The organism is Microvirga sp. CF3062 (assembly GCF_036314045.1).
Lineage (GTDB): Bacteria > Pseudomonadota > Alphaproteobacteria > Rhizobiales > Beijerinckiaceae > Microvirga.
Genome location: NZ_JAYGGN010000007.1, coordinates 127,843 through 142,754, shown reverse-complemented (window position 1 = coordinate 142,754; position 14,912 = coordinate 127,843). Strand labels below are relative to the sequence as shown.

Annotated in this window: 15 protein-coding genes and 1 tRNA gene; 10 read left to right on the top strand and 6 right to left on the bottom strand. The window is 61.9% G+C overall.

All coding sequences use genetic code 11. The features are described 5' to 3' along the window. The first annotated feature begins 26 nt into the window (after positions 1 to 26). From murA to VB618_RS14255, 5 genes are all read left to right on the top strand, one after another. Positions 27 to 1,316, top strand: a complete 1,290-nt coding sequence (gene murA / locus VB618_RS14275; RefSeq protein WP_329797374.1) for a UDP-N-acetylglucosamine 1-carboxyvinyltransferase — start codon at positions 27 to 29, stop codon at positions 1,314 to 1,316. Positions 1,317 to 1,446: 130 nt separating this feature from the next. Continuing rightward, entirely contained in the window at positions 1,447 to 1,887 is a 441-nt protein-coding gene (locus VB618_RS14270; protein ID WP_329797373.1) for a DUF2948 family protein, read from the top strand. Beyond that, positions 1,888 to 3,180: a histidinol dehydrogenase gene (hisD, locus tag VB618_RS14265; protein WP_329797372.1), complete on the top strand. Its 1,293-nt coding sequence runs from the start codon at positions 1,888 to 1,890 to the stop codon at positions 3,178 to 3,180. A 15-nt stretch (positions 3,181 to 3,195) separates the two neighbouring features. Next, the gene (locus VB618_RS14260; RefSeq protein WP_329797371.1) at positions 3,196 to 3,681 is read left to right on the top strand and encodes a UPF0262 family protein; all 486 of its coding nucleotides are present in this window, start codon (positions 3,196 to 3,198) and stop codon (positions 3,679 to 3,681) included. Between the two features lie 3 nt (positions 3,682 to 3,684). Continuing rightward, on the top strand, positions 3,685 to 4,179 hold the full coding sequence (locus tag VB618_RS14255) for an arsenate-mycothiol transferase ArsC (protein ID WP_329797370.1): 495 nt from the start codon (positions 3,685 to 3,687) through the stop codon (positions 4,177 to 4,179). On the opposite strand, the gene VB618_RS14250 is transcribed toward VB618_RS14255, so the two are convergent. The 3 genes from VB618_RS14250 to VB618_RS14240 form a co-directional block, all read right to left on the bottom strand. Then, positions 4,144 to 4,467, bottom strand: a complete 324-nt coding sequence (locus VB618_RS14250; RefSeq protein WP_329797369.1) for an AzlD family protein — start codon at positions 4,465 to 4,467, stop codon at positions 4,144 to 4,146. The genes VB618_RS14255 and VB618_RS14250 overlap by 36 nt on opposite strands. Next, positions 4,464 to 5,165, bottom strand: coding sequence for an AzlC family ABC transporter permease (locus VB618_RS14245; RefSeq protein WP_329797368.1), 702 nt, complete (start codon positions 5,163 to 5,165; stop codon positions 4,464 to 4,466). The genes VB618_RS14250 and VB618_RS14245 overlap by 4 nt, the downstream gene beginning before the upstream one ends. Before the next feature lie 74 nt (positions 5,166 to 5,239). Beyond that, positions 5,240 to 5,911 carry a TerC family protein gene (locus VB618_RS14240; protein WP_329797367.1) on the bottom strand — a complete coding sequence of 224 codons (672 nt, stop codon included), beginning with the start codon at positions 5,909 to 5,911 and terminating at the stop codon, positions 5,240 to 5,242. Between the two features lie 434 nt (positions 5,912 to 6,345). Between VB618_RS14240 and VB618_RS14235 the strand changes: the two genes are divergently transcribed. From VB618_RS14235 to rarD, 5 genes are all read left to right on the top strand, one after another. After that, complete coding sequence (locus tag VB618_RS14235; protein ID WP_329797366.1) at positions 6,346 to 7,014, top strand: tripartite tricarboxylate transporter TctB family protein; 669 nt, start codon at positions 6,346 to 6,348, stop codon at positions 7,012 to 7,014. Next, on the top strand, positions 7,014 to 8,516 hold the full coding sequence (locus VB618_RS14230) for a tripartite tricarboxylate transporter permease (RefSeq protein WP_329797365.1): 1,503 nt from the start codon (positions 7,014 to 7,016) through the stop codon (positions 8,514 to 8,516). The genes VB618_RS14235 and VB618_RS14230 overlap by 1 nt, the downstream gene beginning before the upstream one ends. A gap of 62 nt (positions 8,517 to 8,578) precedes the next feature. Further along, a complete protein-coding gene (locus tag VB618_RS14225) occupies positions 8,579 to 9,553 on the top strand; it encodes a tripartite tricarboxylate transporter substrate-binding protein (protein WP_329797364.1) in 975 nt (324 codons plus the stop codon). Between the two features lie 122 nt (positions 9,554 to 9,675). After that, positions 9,676 to 9,752: transfer RNA gene (locus tag VB618_RS14220), tRNA-His, on the top strand. Between the two features lie 306 nt (positions 9,753 to 10,058). After that, the gene (gene rarD / locus VB618_RS14215) at positions 10,059 to 10,877 is read left to right on the top strand and encodes an EamA family transporter RarD (protein WP_329797363.1); all 819 of its coding nucleotides are present in this window, start codon (positions 10,059 to 10,061) and stop codon (positions 10,875 to 10,877) included. Between the two features lie 129 nt (positions 10,878 to 11,006). Here rarD and VB618_RS14210 read toward each other — a convergent pair whose 3' ends face one another. From VB618_RS14210 to VB618_RS14200, 3 genes are all read right to left on the bottom strand, one after another. Continuing rightward, entirely contained in the window at positions 11,007 to 12,512 is a 1,506-nt protein-coding gene (locus VB618_RS14210) for a polysaccharide lyase family 7 protein (RefSeq protein WP_329797361.1), read from the bottom strand. Positions 12,513 to 13,491: 979 nt separating this feature from the next. Continuing rightward, a complete protein-coding gene (locus VB618_RS14205; RefSeq protein ID WP_329797360.1) occupies positions 13,492 to 13,737 on the bottom strand; it encodes a hypothetical protein in 246 nt (81 codons plus the stop codon). Between the two features lie 226 nt (positions 13,738 to 13,963). Next, a complete protein-coding gene (locus VB618_RS14200; protein ID WP_329797359.1) occupies positions 13,964 to 14,749 on the bottom strand; it encodes a phasin family protein in 786 nt (261 codons plus the stop codon). Positions 14,750 to 14,912: the final 163 nt, after the last annotated feature.

The following is a 14,912-nucleotide window of genomic DNA, read 5'->3' as shown; positions in this document are numbered from 1 at the left end:
TTGAACATTTTTGCAAGGGGATATTGATGGATCGCATTCGCATCCGGGGCGGCGCGCCCCTCAACGGCCTGATTCCCATCTCAGGCGCCAAGAATGCGGCCTTGCCCCTCATGATCGCGAGCCTGCTCACGGAGGATACGCTCGAGCTCGGTAACGTGCCGCGGCTTGCCGACATCTCCTCCCTGTTGCGGATCATGAGCAATTTCGGCGTCGATCACTCGATCGCCGGGCGCCGGCCCGGGCAGTCTTCCGAGACAGGGCAGGCCATCCGCCTGTCGGCCAAGAATGTCATCGACACCACCGCCCCCTACGAGCTGGTCTCGACCATGCGGGCGAGCTTCTGGGTCATCGCTCCCCTGGTGGCCCGCTTCGGCCGCGCCAAGGTTTCCATGCCCGGCGGCTGCGCCATCGGCACCCGCCCGGTGGACCTGCTCATCATGGCGCTGGCCAAGCTCGGCGCTGCCATCGAGATCGAGGCTGGCTACGTGGTGGCGACAGCTCCGAAGGGGCTCAGGGGCGCCGAGATTGATTTCTCGAAGGTGACGGTGGGCGGCACCCATGTAGCCCTGATGGCGGCGACCCTGGCCCAGGGCACCACCGTGATCCGCAACGCCGCCCGCGAGCCCGAGGTGGTGGATCTTGCCGAATGCCTCATCAAGATGGGGGCCAAGATCCAGGGTGCCGGCACGTCCGAGATCGTGATCGAAGGCGTGACCAGCCTGCACGGCGCCTCCCATGACGTGATGCCGGACCGCATCGAGACCGGCACCTATGCCATGGCCGTGGCCATGACTGGGGGCGACCTCGTGCTCGACAACACCCGGCCTGAGTATCTCCAGGCCGCCCTCGACGTGCTTGGCCAAGCTGGGGTTGAGGTTACCTCGACCCATGGGGGCATTCGCGTCCGCCGCAACGGCAACGGCCTTCAGCCGGTCGACGTGACCACGGATCCGTTCCCCGGCTTCCCGACGGATCTTCAGGCCCAGTTCATGGCCCTCATGACTCGGGCGAATGGCACTTCGCGGATTCGCGAGACGATCTTCGAGAACCGCTTCATGCACGTGCAGGAGCTGGCCCGCCTCGGCGCCCAGATCCGCCTTGACGGCGACAGCGCCTATGTGGACGGCGTTCCCGGCCTCAAGGGGGCTCCGGTCATGGCCACGGACCTGCGCGCCTCCGTATCCCTGGTGATCGCCGGCCTCGTGGCGGATGGTGAAACCACGATCAACCGGGTCTATCACCTGGATCGCGGCTTCGAAGCGCTGGAAGCCAAGCTCGCCCGATGCGGCGCTCTTATCGAGCGCGTCAGAGGCTAAAGACCAAAGGCCGGCACCATTGCCGGCCTTTTTCTTTTCAGGGTCTGGAAGGCAAACCCGGGCGAAAGGTTGCGCCGGGGCAGGGGGCCCTCTACCTAAAGATCAAAGTTCAACAACAGGTTGGTGGGCTATGGATCTCCTGAGACTCGTCGCGTTCGACCCTGAAGACCTTTCTGTCATCTCCGCTCACCTGCAGGATGCGCTGCTGCAGGTTGGGGATATCGCCTATCTGCCCAAGGAACGGCGCTTCGCCATCCAGGTCCGCCGCTACGACTGGGAGGCAGCCACGCCCCAGCGACGGCTGACCTGCATGCATTTCGAGAATGTCACGGGCGTGCGGGTCCGCGGCATCGAACAGGGCAACAAGGACGCTGTTCTTAACCTTCTCGCCATTGCGTTCGAGGCAGGGGATGCTCCATCGGGCACCGCCACCTTGATCTTTGCCGATGGTGGCGCCATCCAGGTGGACCTGGAGTGCATCGAAATGCAGATGAAAGACACCGGCCCGGTCTGGGCTGCCGAAAGCCGCCCCTCCCACGAGGACCAGCTTCAAACGGCGGAGCGCCCGTAAATGGCGCAGAGGCTCGATGTGCGGGACGCTTCCTTCCCGCAGGCCTTCGCTGCCCTGCTCGCCGCCAAGCGTGAGGTTTCGGAGGATGTGGATCAGGCGGTGCGTGCCATCATCGAGGATGTGGTGGTGCGCGGCGACGAGGCGCTGATCGATTTCACCTACCGCTTCGACGGATTGGCGCTTCAGCCCGAGACCCTGCGGGTCTCAGATGCCGAGATCGACGCAGCCGAAGCCCAGTGCCCCAAGGAGTCCCTGGAGGCCCTGGCGCTCGCCAAGGAACGCATCGAGACCTATCACCGGGAGCAGCGCCCAAAGGACTTCAAGACGACGGATTCCGTCGGAGTGACCCTGGGCTGGCGCTGGACGGCGATTGAATCCGTGGGCCTCTACGTTCCCGGCGGCCTTGCGAGCTATCCGTCCTCCGTGCTGATGAACGCCGTCCCGGCGAAGGTGGCAGGGGTTCCGCGCATCGCCATGGTGGTCCCGACCCCGCGTGGCGAGACGAACCCGCTCGTGCTGGCGGCGGCGCGCCTCGCCGGCGTCGACGAGGTCTTCCGCATCGGCGGTGCCCAGGCCGTGGCGGCGCTCGCCTATGGCACCGAGAGCGTCAAACCGGTCGCCAAGATCGTCGGCCCCGGCAATGCCTATGTGGCCGCCGCCAAGCGCCGCGTCTTCGGTCAGGTCGGCATCGACATGATCGCGGGTCCGTCCGAAGTGCTCATCCTGGCCGATGCCGATGGCAACCCGGACTGGATCGCCGCCGACCTGCTGGCCCAGGCTGAGCACGATACAGCCGCTCAATCGATCCTCATCACGGACAGTCCGGCGTTGGCCGATGCGGTGGAAAAGGCTGTCGAGCGCCAGCTCAAGACCCTTCCCAAGGCGAAGATCGCGGGCGCGAGCTGGCGCGATTACGGGGCAATCATCCTGATCGACCGGTTGGAAAACGCCATTCCCCTCGTGGATCGCCTGGCTCCGGAGCATCTCGAAATTGAGACCGAGAACGCAGAGGAACTTGCGGCTAAAGTCCGCAATGCAGGCTCGATCTTTCTCGGCAGCCACACGCCCGAGGCCATCGGCGATTATGTGGGCGGCCCCAATCACGTTCTGCCCACGGCCCGCTCCGCTCGGTTCTCGTCGGGACTCGGCGTGCTTGACTTCATGAAGCGAACCTCGATCCTGAAATGCGATGCGAGTGCTCTTAGGGCGCTCGGCCCGGCAGCGATCACGCTCGGGCGGTCGGAGGGTCTGGAGGGGCATGCGCGGTCGATCGCGATCCGCCTGAATCTCTAAGAGATCGGAGGCGGGATGGCGAGCGAAGCGAAGGAGCGGACCCGGCTGGTCGCCGTCACTCTCGACGAGGCATCCATCGGCCGTGGCAACCCGGATCAGGAGCATGAACGGGCCATCGCCATCTACGACATCCTCGAAGAGAACACCTTCGCGCTGCCGAACTACGACGGCGGGCCCTATGCCCTTCGGATCTCGCTGATCGACAAGAAGCTCTGCTTCGAGGTGACCACGCAGGATGGCGCGCATCTCGTCTCACATCATCTGTCGCTGACGCCGTTCCGCAAGGCCATCCGTGACTACGAGATGATCTGCGACAGCTATTACCAGGCAATCCGCTCCGCCTCACCGGCGCAGATCGAGGCCATCGACATGGGGCGGCGTGGCCTGCACAACGAGGCGGCCGAACTGCTGATGAAGCGATTAGAGGGCAAGCTCATCCTCGATTTCGGCACGGCGAGGCGCATCTTCACGCTCATCTTCGCGCTTCACTGGAGGGGCTGACGCTTGGAGGAGCGCCCCGACGAGCCGCGCCACAAACGGATCCATTCTGTCCTGTTCGTCTGTGCGATGAATGCGGTGCGCTCCCCCATGGCGGAAGCCCTCGCGCGGCATTATTTCGGCAAGTCGATCTATGTGCAGTCCGCCGGCGTGCGCAAAGGCGAGTCGGATGGTTTCGTGGCGTCGATCCTGTCCGAGATCGGCATCGACGCGTCCAAGCACAAGCCGCGCACCCTCGACGAGCTTGAGGAGTGGGAGGGGCTGAATTTCGACCTCATCATCTCCCTTTCGCCGGAGGCGCATCACGCGGCGCTCGAGCTCACGCGCACCATCGCGGCCGACGTGGAATACTGGCCGACGCCGGATCCGACGATTACGCAGGGCTCACGCGACCAGGTGCTCGATGCCTATCGCAACATCCGCGACGGGTTGATGTACCGCATCCGCCTGCGGCTCAAGCAGACCTCACCCAAAAGCCCGAATGACGGCGAGGGTGCCTAGGCCAGTCACGAGACCGACGATGTCGATCCGCGCCACCGCCATGGCGATGATGGCAGCTGCAAGCGCGATCATGGCAGGCCAGCCGTTGTCGATCACCACGGGCAGGATCGTCGCCAGGATGATGGAGCCGGGAAGGGCGCGCAGGCCCCGCTCGATGCGCGGCGTGATGCGCACACGGCTCATGACCACGACACCTGCGATGCGGCACAGGAACGTCACCAACGTCATGCCCGCGATGGCGAGAACCGACCCCCACGGGCTCGCGATGAAGCTGCCGAACGCGTTCATTCGATCAGCATCCCGGCGACGACGCCTGCCAGCGCACCGGCGATGATGAAGAGATAGCCTGGCACCAGCGCATGGACGATGAGCGAGACAACACCTGCCGCGAGCCAGGGCAGGGCGGGCTTCGCGCCTTTCCACAGAGGCACGAGCATGACGCCGAAGAAGATCGGCATCACCAGGTCGAGGCCGAAGCGCTTGGGTTCAGGCACGAGGGCGCCTGCGAAGAAACCAACGAACGTCGTTGCCAGCCAGACCAGCCAGAGGATCAGCGCGCATCCCAAAAGCACGCCTACGTCGCGGCCGCCCTCATTGTGATACCGGGTGCCGATGAGCCAGCCAGCCTCCGTGAGGAGGAAGAGGTTGAGTGCCGTGCGCGGGAGAGGCTCGTGCTTGAGCCATGGCTGGAGGGTCGCCCCAAGCATGATCATGCGCGCATTCACAACAGCCGTGACGGTCATGATCGTCAGGATCGTGGTCGGCGTCCAGACCTGCTGCCAGATCTCAAGCCCCACCATCTGCGAGGCGCCGGCATAGACGAAGGCGGAGAGGCCCAGTGTCTCGCCAAGCGAGAGGCCTTTCTGGGCCGCTGCCGTGCCGAAGGCCAGGGCGAACATGATGAAGCCCGGGAAGGCCGGGAGTGCGGCGCGGGCGCCCTGGCGCAGGCCTTGTGCAGAAAAATGAGGGCGGAGAACGGGGGACATGAGCGTCACGCTCTGTGCCTTCCCGCATCTCCGCCGTCAATTGGAGATTGGTGATCTCGGATCGATGTTTCGGCTTAGCCGACGGCACCGTTGACGAATGGAGCCACCTCGACATAGCCCTCGTAGATCATCTTGATCGCCACATAGAGGATGATCGCCAGGCCCACATAGGCAATCCAGCGGTAGCGCTGGAGCAAGCGGGCGATATACGAGGCCGCCAAGCCCATGAGGGCGATCGACAGCAGGAGGCCGAAGGCCAGGATGTAGGGATGCTCGCGTGCAGCGCCCGCCACGGCAAGCACGTTGTCGAGGGACATGGACACGTCGGCGATGACGATCTGCCAGGCTGCCTGAGAGAAGGTCTTGCGCGGGACGCCGCCGGCAATGGTGCCGTCCTGGTTGATGTCGCGGCCCTCCAGGGCCTCCTCCGCCGCATGCTGCTCTTCCTCATGGCCTGTGCGAAGCTCACGCCACATCTTCCAGCACACCCAGAGAAGGAGGACGCCGCCTGCAAGCAGAAGTCCTACGATTTGGAGGAGCTGGGTTGTGAGAAGAGCGAAGATGATGCGCAGGACGGTTGCAGCGAGGACGCCAAGCAGGATCGCCTTGTTGCGCTGCTCCTTGGGGAGACCGGCGGCGGCCAGGCCGATGACGATGGCATTGTCGCCGGCCAGCGCCAGATCGATGCCGATCACCATCAGAAAGGCGACGACCTCGGGTCCAAAATACTGCGAGAGATCAAACATGCGGTGCCTCATATGTCGGGTTGCGGGCAGCGCATGCGAAACGTTCAAAGAGACGCATCTGGCATTGCCCTGCCACGGAATTTTTCGAAGCAGGAGCCGAAATGCAGGCAAAACCGTCTTTTTGAACGAACCCAGGCCGCCCTGGTTTTCATCCAGTCCGACATCGCCGCTCCTGTGGGGAGCGACCAGAGGGGCCCGGCCTGGCTATAGAGGGTCCATCTAGACAACCCGGGTCCAGGGATCAAGTCACCTCTGATGGAAGGCCGCGCTTATCCTAAGGATGATAGGCGCTATCCCTCCTGCCCCTAGTTCTCAAGACGTATTGTTGAGAAGGCCTGCTTCCGGGAAACAGAAGCTTGATCCCGGTTAGTGCCTCAGGCCATATCGGACGGAAAGTACATTGGGCGCTCGAGGCGTCTGGCGGGAGGTCATTCATGTCCACTCTTCACGAAGGCTCAGGGCCTTCGAGGCCCAGCGGGCCAGTCCGCGCCCCCCAAAACATAGCGGGCGGGGTGGTTCTGCTGGCGCTGGCAGCCCTGGCGCTGTGGCTCACGCGGGATCTCGACCAGGGCACCCTCAATGCCATGGGGCCGGCCATGCTGCCCCGGTGGCTGGCCATCGCGGTCGGCCTGTCGGGCCTGGCTCTCCTTGCCTTCGCCTTCATCAAGGAAGGCGATGTCCTGGAGCGCTGGAACCTGCGCGGGCCGGTTTTCGTGATCGGCGGCATCCTGGCCTTCGCGCTGACCATCCGCCCCTTCTCGTTCGGAGCCCTGACAACCCCAGGTTTGGGTATGCTGTTTGCCGGTCCGCTGGCCATCATCATCGGCGGCTATGCCACGCCCGAGGTGCGGCTGCGTGATCTCGTCATCCTCAGCTTAAGCCTCACGCCGTTCTGCATGGTGCTGTTCGGCGATCTCCTGAACCTGCCGATTCCGGTCTTTCCCCAGGCGCTCACGGGCCTGTTCCCCTCCGACTGGTCACAGAAGGCGGTGCTGCGGGCGACCGCAGCTATCATGGCCGTAGCAGCCGTGATCGTCTTTCTCGCGACCCGAGGGCGGCGTCGGGGGCCGGTTGACGTGGCCGACCACAGCGGGAGGATCTGATGGGTGACTTTTTCTCCAATCTGAGCCTCGGCTTCGGGGTCGCCCTGACCCTGCAGAACCTTGGTCTGGCCTTCCTGGGCTGCCTGGTGGGTACGCTCATCGGCGTGCTGCCGGGCGTTGGCCCGATCGCCACCATCGCGATGCTGCTGCCCATCACCTTCGGGCTTGATCCGACCGGTGCGCTCATCATGCTCGCCGGCATTTATTACGGCGCTCAGTATGGCGGCTCGACCACCGCCATCCTCGTCAACATCCCGGGCGAGGCCACCTCCGTGGTCACGGCGCTCGACGGTCACCAGATGGCCCGCCAGGGCCGCGCCGGCGTGGCGCTCGGCATCGCGGCCATCGGCTCCTTCTTCGCCGGCACCGTGGCGACCCTGGTCATCGCCGCGCTTGGGGCTCCGCTCACCAGACTGGCGCTGATCTTCGGGCCGACCGAGTACTTCTCGCTCATGGTCATGGGCTTGGTCTTCGCGGTCGTGTTGGCACGTGGCTCGATCCTCAAGGCCATCGCCATGATCCTGGTGGGCGTCCTGCTCTCCACCGTCGGCACGGATTTGGAGACCGGCGAGGAGCGGATGACCTTCGGCCTGCCATTCCTGGCTGATGGGATCGACTTCGCCGTGCTCGCCATGGGAATCTTCGGTATCGCCGAGATCATGCGCAATCTCGACCATACCGAGACACGCGACGTGGTGCGTCAGGCCATCGGCCGCCTGCTGCCGAACAAGGATGACTTCAGGCAATCCTACAAGCCCATCCTGCGCGGCACCCTGATCGGAGCGACGCTCGGCATCCTGCCCGGCAACGGGGCGGTGCTCGGGCCGTTCGCGGCCTATACGCTCGAGAAGAAGCTCGCCAAGGACCCCAGCCGCTTCGGCCGGGGCGCCATCGAGGGCGTGGCGGGACCTGAGTCCGCCAACAATGCCGGTGCGCAGACCTCGTTCATCCCGCTGCTGACCTTAGGGATTCCACCAAATGCCGTGATGGCCCTGATGGTCGGTGCCATGACCATCCACGGCATCATCCCGGGCCCGCAGGTGATGACCAAGAACCCTACACTGTTCTGGGGCATGATCGCCTCCATGTGGGTGGGCAACCTGATGCTGCTCATCATCAACCTGCCGCTGGTGGGCATGTGGGTGCGACTGCTGAAGGTGCCGTACCGGCTGCTGTTCCCGGCGATCCTGATGTTCTGCTGCATCGGCATCTATTCGATCAACTCGCTGCCCACCGATGTGATGTTCATCGCCTTCTTCGGGCTGGTGGGCTACATGCTGATCAAGTTCGGCTTCGAGCCGGCGCCGATGCTGCTCGGCTTCGTGCTCGGCAGGCTCATGGAGGAAAACTTAAGGCGAGCGCTCATCATCTCGCGTGGTTCGCTTGAAACATTCATCGAACGCCCGGTCAGCGCCGGCCTGCTCGCGGTGGCGGCTATCCTACTTGTGATCGCCCTCCTGCCCTCCATCCGAAAGGGAAGGGACGAGGTGTTCACCGAGTAGCTTGCCTTCAACTCCATCTTGCCCACATGTAAAGCCATAACTTTCCCAAGGGAGGAAAATTGATGAAGAAGACTGCTCTGGCCCTTGCCGCTGTTGCTGGCCTCGCTGCAACGGGCGCTCAGGCCCAAGGCTATCCCACCCGTCCGATCACCATGATCGTCCCGTTCGCGGCCGGCGGCCCGACGGACGTGATCGCCCGCATCGTGTCCGACAACATGAGCCGTACGCTGGGTCAGCAGATCGTGATCGAGAACGTGGCCGGTGCAGGCGGCACCACGGGCATCACCCGCGCGGCCCAGTCTCAAGCAGACGGCTACACCATCATGATGGGCCATATGGGGACCCATGGTGCAGCTCCTGCCCTCTATCCGAACCTGAAGTACGATCCGACCAAGGACTTCGCCCCCATCGGCCTGGCGGCCGGAACCCCGATTGTGATCGTGGCCAAGAAGGACTTCCCGGCCACCGACCTGAAAGGCTTCCTCGATTATCTGACGAAGAACGCCGACAAGGTGAACATGGCCCATGCGGGCGTGGGCTCGGTCTCCCATTCCACCGGCATCTTCTTCAATTCCGTGGTCAAGGCGAAGCCCACCATGGTGGCCTATCGCGGAACCGGCCCGGCCCTCAACGACCTGATGGCCAACACGGTCGACTTCATGACCGACCAGATCGTCAACGTGGCGCCGCAGATCCAGGGCGGCAACATCAAGGCCTACGCCATCGCGACGCCGCAGCGCTCCCCCGTGCTGCCGAACGTGCCGACCACGAAGGAAGCCGGTCTCGAAGGCTACGAAGTCAGCGCCTGGAACGCCGTCTTCGCGCCCAAGGGTACCCCGCCGGATGTGGTCAAGAAGCTCAGCGATGCTCTCATGAAGTCCCTGGACGACGAGAACACCAAGAAGCGCCTGCTCGAACTGGGCGGCGTGATCCCGAGCAATACCGAGCGGACCCCGGAAGCCCTGCAGAAGCTCGTCGAGAGCGAGGTCGCCCGCTGGACTCCGGTTCTCAAGGCTGCCGGCGCGACGGCGGAATAACCGTTTCCAAGCTTGAGCATGTAATGCGGCGGGCCTTGAGCCCGCCGCAGTCATTTCCGGATCATCAGGCCTCAATCAGGTCTTGAAATTACTCGCCTGGGCGATTACACCCTGCCTCACGTGCAGCCGTAGCTCAGTTGGTTAGAGCACCAGATTGTGGATCTGGGGGTCCCCTGTTCAAGCCAGGGCGGCTGTACCACTTCAAAGTCAATGACTTAGGCCTCGCAGGTTCGAGGCATTGCTTCCCAAAGATCCCAACTTGATGTTCCTTTCAAAGGCGTGGCGGCTTGTCGTGTTCCGCTCTTGGACGGAAACCGGCTGCCGGCGGCTATGCCGTTTTTATAATTTGGATTAGGACCGCTATCGCGGGTTCCCTGGGTCATCGCGCTCAAAATGTCTAACAAGGTCGATATCGATGGGACCTAAGTCTGAAGTCGCCGAGGCGCGTCGGACGCAGGCTGGCGTTCTCTATGCGCTCGCGGCGTTCTTCATGTGAGGCTTGGCGGTGCCGCTGCACTTCAAGCTCCTTTCGTCCATACCGCCGCTTCAGATCCTCGCTCACCGCATCGTATGGGCGAGCCTGTTCGCGCTGGGGCTGATCTTTGCCTCCAGGCAATGGGGAAAGCTCGTTGAGGCCGTCCTCTCCGGTCGGCAGCTGCTTCTGCTCGGCATCTCGGCAGGGCTGATTGCGATCAATTGGCTGATCTATATCTGGGCGGTGAACTCCGGACACCTCGTTCAGACGAGTCTCGGCTACTTCATCAACCCGCTCCTAAACGTGGTGCTGGGGGTGCTCTTCCTTCGGGAGCGGCTTCGTCCTGCCCAGGTTGCAGCTTGCCTCCTTGCAGGAGTGGGCGTTCTTGTTCTGGGGATCTCTTCCGGTGAGATGCCTTGGGTCGCCCTGACCCTTGCATGCAGCTTCGGCTTCTATGGCTTGGTCCGAAAGATCGTGCTGGTGGCGCCTCTCGTGGGCTTTTGCATTGAATCCCTTCTGCTCACACCTTTGGCGCTTGGCTATCTTGTCATGACATTCGCCGATGGCAGCGCTGCGGCGTTCCGAGGACAGGTTGGTCTCGACATTCTTCTTGTGCTCACCGGCTTCACCACGGCGGCGCCGCTGATTTGGTTCGCTGCCGGGGCGCAGCGGTTGAAGCTGTCCACCATTGGCCTTCTGCAATACCTGGCGCCGTCTGGACAGCTGGCGCTCGGCGTTCTCGTCTATGGGGAAGCCTTCGGATGGGTAGATGCCATCGCCTTTGGCCTAATCTGGACGGCCTTGACGATCTACACAGCGAGCGCCTTGAGGTCTCCACCCGGCCAATGATGGAACGAAAACTGCTGTCATGATCCTGTGGCTTTAGATCTACCCGAAGCAGGAATATTGCACGACACGCAAAGAGAAGCGGCCCCGGTTGTCCCGGGGCCGCCTCACGGCTGATAGTTTGGGCTGCCTTTAGATGACGAGGAAGTCGGCCGCCGTGAGTTTGGCGCGGTTCTCGATCTCGGCGAACTTGATGGCTGCCATCGAGCCGGAGCCGTCCGCATCGTAGGACAGGGCGCCGGTCTTGCCGTCGTAGATGATGCGGTCGTCGGAATCCAACGCCTTCGTGCCGACCACGAAGCTGCTGGCCGAAAGCGTGCCCCACTTGAGCTTAGTGAACGCCGAGTCGTTGAGGCGGATCGTGTCGTCAGCCACATTGAAGTCGACGATTACGTCCACGTTCTTGCTGCTCGGCATGGTGTCGAAGGTAAACGTGTCCTTGCCCGTGCCGCCAATCAGCACGTCGCTGCCGTTCTTCGCCCAGATCTTGTCGTCGCCGCCTTTGCCGTCGATAAGATCGTTGCCGGACGTACCCGTCAGGCTGTTCGCGCTGCTCGTGCCCGATAGGGTCTTCGTCGTGGTCGGCCGTGAAGTGGTGGGCGGGGGCGTCGGTGCGTCCGTCTCCGCCACATCGGCAACCGCAAGTGTCACGGTACCGGTATCGGTGTCGCCGTCCGCGTCCTTCGCGGTGTAGCTGAAGCTATCCGAGCCGTAGAAGTTGGCCTTCGGGGTGTAGATGAAGGAGCCATCGGCGCTGACCTTCACGCTGCCGCCCTGAGCGGTGGCGAACGTGCCGGCGACGGCCACCTTGCCGCCATCGGCCGCGGTGTCGTTGATCAGAACGCCCTGTGCCGCGCTGACGGTCAGAGCCTTATCCTCAACTGTCGCATAGCGATCGTCTGCTGCCGTGACCGCATTGTCCTTGGAGTCAGGGGTCGGAGCAGGCGTCGTCACGGTGCCGTTGTGATTGAAGTTCAAGGCGTAGAAGGAGGTTTGACCGTAGCCCGTGCCGTTGGTCTCGTTCGCGCCGAGATAGGCGCCGGCCTTGAAGTAGAAGGCATCCGACTGCCACACGCTGTTGATCGCGCTGACCGACTTGTAGACCTGCCCATCGGCGAAGACCGTCACCTCGAGCGTGTTGCCCTTGGCATTGATCGTGTAGGAGAAGCGCTCGTCAAGAGACACGCTCGGCTGCTGACCGGACGCATTCACAAAGTAGAACTTCGTCTCACTGTTGCTGGAGCCCGCCTGATCGTTGGCGAAGTACAGCTTGCCGTTTTCCCAGTAGAGGCGGACCAGCTCGTCGTCTTGGCCATGGATCTGGCCGACAATGATGCGGCCGCCCATGCCGTCGCGGTTGGGAGCGGCATCGACTTCAAGAGTGGCGCTCATGAAGCCGCCGGTCTTGAGGTCCCATGCGGCATTCGCAGTGCCGTTCATCTCGCGCAGCTCGGAACGGGCATAGGAGGAACCGCTGGTGGTGGCACCATCGACCGGAGCCACGAAGGTCATGGCGCCGTCGGCAGCGGTGTAGAAGTACTTGGAGTTTTGGTAGGTGGAGAGGTTCTTCACCTCCATGGCATTGCCGCTGAGGCCGCCATTGGCATCGACAGGAAGGGTAATCTTCCAATTGGACAAGTCAAAGTTGCCGCCAGGTGCGACTGAAGGATTCAAAGCCATATTATCTGCCCCAAAATTGAGTGAGCCTCTTTTCGAGGTCTCCGAATAGTAATTATGCAGTTTATGTAGAATTTATTGTGATTACGCAGGAAGGAGACGACGAGCTACTATATATTCAGGTGAGCACTTCTGGCGTTGCTCATAATATTTCGGATTTCAGAATCAAAATCTTGTGATCCGTTGAGGTTGTTTTGATTGTTGAATAAGGCAACATCGTGGCAGGTATTTATTTTTATCAGCCGAGATGCCAAAGTCTAATAGTAAAAGAAGCCTATAACCTAAGAATATCATCCGATAAACAGAGATCTCAGGAGCGTAGATTGCTCCTCGGTACTTTGGCGGCCCGTGCCTTCAATCTGCTCGTTCTCATTCGCCGTGTGCAGCTTAAAGAAAGAGCGCCGTGTCAGATGGCGCTCTAGGAGGGTCGCTGTCGCGACCGAGAGGGAGGACCGTGCCAGTCAGGCACCTAGGAAGGCTGCGCCTGAAAGGTAAACAGGTGATTACGAAAGGGAAGGATGCGCGCCATGTCCCTGAAAATGTATTTGAGGGGCAAAGCCTCACGCAACTTTGCACTTTCGATCGAGCCGCAGCGACCCTAGCCGGCGATTACAAGACCAACTGATGATCTTGCCGTTCTGCGCCCTGACAGACGGGGAGATGCCGCATCAACGCTGTCCAAAGCGATGGCATGGCCCAAAGCAAGCCTGCCCGATATGAAGCGGCCGATAGGACAGATCTCCTCCTGACAAATCTTCAGGGGCCGGTTCAATGCAGCACAAGCAACCAGCTCACCAGAGCCAGAGGAGCGACGATCCCAAGGACGAATGAAACAGCACTGTGAGCCATAAAAGCCTCCTGCTGATTACCGAAAGGTAAGCCAGGACTCTTCAGGCAGCGGTGTGCTGCAGCACGTCCAGCAACTGCGCTGTCAACGCAGTTACGGTCTCTTATCGGCAGGCTGATCTATTGGTTGGGATAAGGCGTTTGTTTGGGCCGGCGCACCCGGCGCATCGCCGCGGGCCTTGCGCTTACGGCCGAGCCATTTGTACAGCATCCAACCCAGTCCGGAGCTGACGGCGGCAATCACGACCAGACCAGAACTCGGATAATCCCGGAAATTGACTCGGCTTGCGGGGTCAAGCTCGTCCAATTCCTCGTCATGCTTCTGGTCGGTCTCGGGCATGGATTCGCCTCGTCGGGAATGCTCCACATATAGGCCATGTAAGCTGACTGTCCATCAATGGCGGGCCGTGAAGGTCGTGAGAGAAGGCTCACGGCCAGCCATTCTTAGGAGCGGGTGGGAATGGCCCAGGATCATGTCGCCCGGTGCCATTCCATGCTTAATGCTATCCTGAGCCAGAGAAGGGCTTTCTCACCCTCGGCTCCTGAAAGGCGGTATGGATGGATGTCTACCTCTTGGCAGCACCGTGCCACGTCGCTTTCTCGGAGAGCTTTACGGCCAAGTCAGCCAAGCGGAAGCTGTTCTGGAACGTCAGCTCAAGATTGTCCTGCAGGAGCGAGACCTGGGTCTTGGTGAGATCCTGAAGCGACCGGCACTGGGCGAGCTTGGTCCATCCATCGAGGTTCGTCTGAAGCCGCTTCTGGCTCATGCGCAGGCACTCCTGCGAGAGATCCTGGACGCCGACCGCAATGGTATGCGTGCTGTCTGCCCCCATGCGAACCACGTCGTCGACGCCATCCAGGCTGCTCCGGATCGCAGAGCTCATGTCGGCAGGAACACGGGCCTCGACTTGCTTGGCGTCGCTGAGGTTCTCCAGCTCGTCTTCGACCTGGTCTGCAACCGCTTGAGCCTCCTCATCGCTGAGCACCTCGAGAACGGCCGGGAGAAGCTGTTTCCGGTCATCCCGGATATGCTGCTGGAAGGCTTTCCTGAGCTCGGCGACTTTGCCAAGAAACTCGCCGCTGCTCTTTTGCATGCGCTCGAGCTCTCCCAGCAGCGAAGCAGTCTCCTCATTGTCGCCGATGGAGGCCGCGAGCAGGTCTTGCATCCCATGCCTTTGCAGAATCGGGAAGAGATGCTGCTCCTGCAGGCTGGCGAGAAGCTCCAGTTCATCCTTCAGGTCTGCGAAGAGGCGCTCACGCGTTTTCGTCGCGCTATCCGAGGTCGCAAGAATTTTGTCGAAAAGGTCGTTGGCCTTATCGGGCGGTGTCTGGCTGAAATGTTTCGCAGGCATTGTTTTTCCTCATTGTTATAAGAATGAATAAACTCAAACACACTCGGCTTATGCGTCACAGCCGGAATCCTCCGACGTCACGCTAATTTCTTGTGGCTCCGGACGCAGCCGCCATCCATCGGATGTGTGCAGTGACCTCACCAGCAAACCATGACCTGAATAC